Raw genomic sequence first — 2,372 nt, 5'->3', positions numbered from 1 at the left:
GGGTCGTCCGCGGCCGGTCGGCTCGGCTCAGCACAGGCAGAGCTGGTAGTTCGCCTGGTACGTGGTGGCCGTCGCGGGCGCGGTGATGTTGTGCGTCTGCGCGCCGCCGTCGGACCAGCTCGAGTACCGGTACCGGAGGAACAGCGGGCCGGACTGGGGGCTCGGCGCGCTGATCGAGTTGTTCGACCCGACGATGACCGTGCGGGTGAACGGCGTGGTCTGCGCCGTGCCGCCCACGCTGAGCTGCAACCCGCCGGGGTTGGTGGTGAACGTCAGGTTCACCGTCCGGGGGTCGAGCCGGGTGGTGGTCGTCGTCGACCGGCCGGACGAGTCCGTGGCGGTCAGGCTCAGCTCCAGGTAGGACGGGTACTCGTGGTCGGGCGCGATGAACGACCCCGAGGCCGTGCCCGACCAGTTCTGCACCACGTGCTCGTGGCACGAGCCGCTGGTCGCGCAGTGCTGGATGCTCAGCCGCCAGCTCAGCGCGGACGCGGGCAGCGCGCCGTCCTGCGGGTCGGTGGCGTGCCCGGAGAAGGGCACGTCCTGCCCGACCACCCAGTTCAGCGGCGCGGTCGGGGTGTCGATCACCGGTGTCGGGTCCTGGGACGCGGGCGCGCCGACGGTGACCGCGACGGTGTCGGTGCCGAACGCGCCGGCCTGGTCGGTCACCCGCAGCCCGACGTTGACCGCGGCCTGCGCGGTGTAGGTGCGGGTCGGCGTGGCGGAGGTGGAGTCGTCGTACTGGCCGTCGCCGTCGAGGTCCCAGGCGTAGGAGAGCGTGTCGCCGGGATCGGGGTCGGTGGAGCCGGTGCCGTCGAACTGCACGGTCAGCGGGGCGGCCCCGGACGACGGGGTGGCCGTGGCGACGGCGGTCGGCGCCTGGTTGCCGCTGGAGTAGGTGACGCGGCGCAGCTGGCCCGCGCCGAGGGCGATGTAGAACAGGTCGCCGCCGGGGCCGGTGGCGATCTGCACGGGCACGTTCACGCCGGTCACGAACGGCACCAGCTTGGCCGGGTCGGGCTGGCCGTTGGTGGTCTGCATCGCCCAGATGCAGCCGCGCGAGCTGTCCGAGAAGAACAGCGCGCCGTCGTAGGCCGCGGGGTAGTTGCTGGTGGACTCGAACGCGATGCCGGAGATCGACGACCCGCCGGTGGGGCACGGGTCGGTCGAGACGACCTTCGCGGAGTGGTTGTACGCGTAGTAGGGCGCGGTCTGCCCCGCGCCGCTGTAGAGCGACTCGCACAGGTCGAGGTTGGCGCCGTCGTAGCCGCCCTGGCGGGCCGAGCCCTCGTAGCAGGGCCAGCCGAAGTTCTCCGCCGTCGCGTCGTTCACGTCGGGGATGCGGTTGATCTCCTCCCACGTGTTCCAGCCGACGTCGCCCACCCACAGCTCCTCGGTGCCGGGCCGGAACCCGAAGCGGAACTCGTTGCGCATGCCGTGGGCGATGATGCGCTTGGCGTTGGCGTCGGCGCTGCCCGCGAACGGGTTGCCGGGCAGGCCCGCGCCGGTGTCGGGGTCGATGCGCACGTGGGAGCCGTCCAGGGACACCGGCTCGCCGGCCGGGCGGCGGATCGACTGGGCGCGCAGCGCGCCGCCGCGCGCGGTCGGCGCGGTGTGGTTGGTGCCCGCCGCGCCCGGCGGGTCGGCGCACGGGTTGCCGACCTGGCCGTAGTCCGCGAAGTTGAAGCTCGCGCCGTCGCCGCCGCCGACGTAGAGGCCGCCGTCGGGGCCGAACGCGACCGTGCCGATGGAGTGGCTGGGGTACTGCTGGCACCAGTCGGTGACCAGCGGCTGCTCGGCGGTCATGGTGCCGCCGGGGCCCATGGTCAGCTTGGAGACGCGGCCGGTGACCACGCAGCCCTGGTCGGTGGCGCCGGGCGGGGTCGGGCACTGGTCGCCCCAGCGCGGGTGGGTGCCGCCCGGCACGGCGTCGTAGGTGTAGGCGACGTAGACGAACGGGCGGGCCGGGAACTGCGGGTCCACGGCCATGCCGAGCAGGCCGCGGTCCCAGAAGTCCTGGGTCTGCGGGCGCAGGTCGGCGAACGTGGTGGGGGTGGTGTCGGCGAGCGAGTCGTAGACCTTGACCAGGCCGCTCTTCTCGGCGATGAACACCCGGCCGTCCGGTGCGAAGGAGACCGCGGTGGGCGAGGAGAGGCCGCCGATGGCGAGGCTGTCGGTGAAGCCGGCCGGCACGGCGGCGCCGGCGGCCGGCGGGAGCGCCACCGCGGTGGCCGCCACGACCAGCGCGGCGGCGGTCGCGGCGGTCCAGCGTCTGGTTCGAGGGGACGGACGTCTGCGGCGGAAGAGACGCATAGTGAACTTTGTTCCTTTCGTGACACTTCCGAGTGAGCACGAAAGGGTGACATGTGAGA

General features: G+C 73.0%; 1 protein-coding gene. It reads right to left on the bottom strand.

The genetic code is table 11. From position 1 onward, the window contains the following. Positions 1-27: 27 nt before the first annotated feature. Complete coding sequence (locus ACFV4N_RS42815) at positions 28-2,313, bottom strand: PQQ-dependent sugar dehydrogenase (protein WP_499678425.1); 2,286 nt, start codon at positions 2,311-2,313, stop codon at positions 28-30. Between the last annotated feature and the right edge of the window lie 59 nt (positions 2,314-2,372).

Source organism: Actinosynnema sp. NPDC059797 (assembly GCF_042732085.1).
In the GTDB taxonomy this organism is placed as follows: domain Bacteria; phylum Actinomycetota; class Actinomycetes; order Mycobacteriales; family Pseudonocardiaceae; genus Actinosynnema.
The sequence above is the reverse complement of the archived record's forward strand: the minus strand, read 5'-3'. Positions and strand labels throughout refer to the sequence as shown.

What these genes read in the sequence shown, in the direction of transcription:
- ACFV4N_RS42815 (WP_499678425.1), bottom strand. Translation starts at nt 2,313, where the DNA reads ATGCGTCTCTTCCGCCGCAGACGTCCGTCCCCTCGAACCAGACGCTGG.